This window comes from Xanthomonas pisi DSM 18956 (assembly GCF_001010415.1).
GTDB lineage: Bacteria > Pseudomonadota > Gammaproteobacteria > Xanthomonadales > Xanthomonadaceae > Xanthomonas > Xanthomonas pisi.
Genome location: NZ_JPLE01000187.1, coordinates 1 through 215, shown reverse-complemented (window position 1 = coordinate 215; position 215 = coordinate 1). Strand labels below are relative to the sequence as shown.

Sequence of the window (215 nt, the reverse complement as noted above, 5' to 3'; positions counted from 1 at the left end):
CCACGCCACAACGGAGGCAGCCATGAGCGCGCGCAAGCCCTTGCGACGCCGGTTGCTGCCCTCGCCGTCGTTGACTGTCACCGTGTTCGTGTTCTGGCTGCTGCTCAGCGACAGCTTCGGGCCGCAGCAGTGGGTGCTGGGCGCGCTGCTGGGCGTGGTGGTGCCGATCTTCGCTGCGCGGCTGGACCGCGAATTCGCCCGCATCGGCTCGTTGC

1 protein-coding gene is annotated in these 215 nt (G+C 69.3%); it reads left to right on the top strand.

Going from position 1 to position 215, the window contains the following annotated elements; all coding sequences use genetic code 11:
- Positions 1 to 22: 22 nt before the first annotated feature.
- Positions 23 to 215 (top strand): Na+/H+ antiporter subunit E (locus Y887_RS17655; RefSeq protein ID WP_046965592.1); only part of this gene is annotated, 193 nt, incomplete at its 3' end.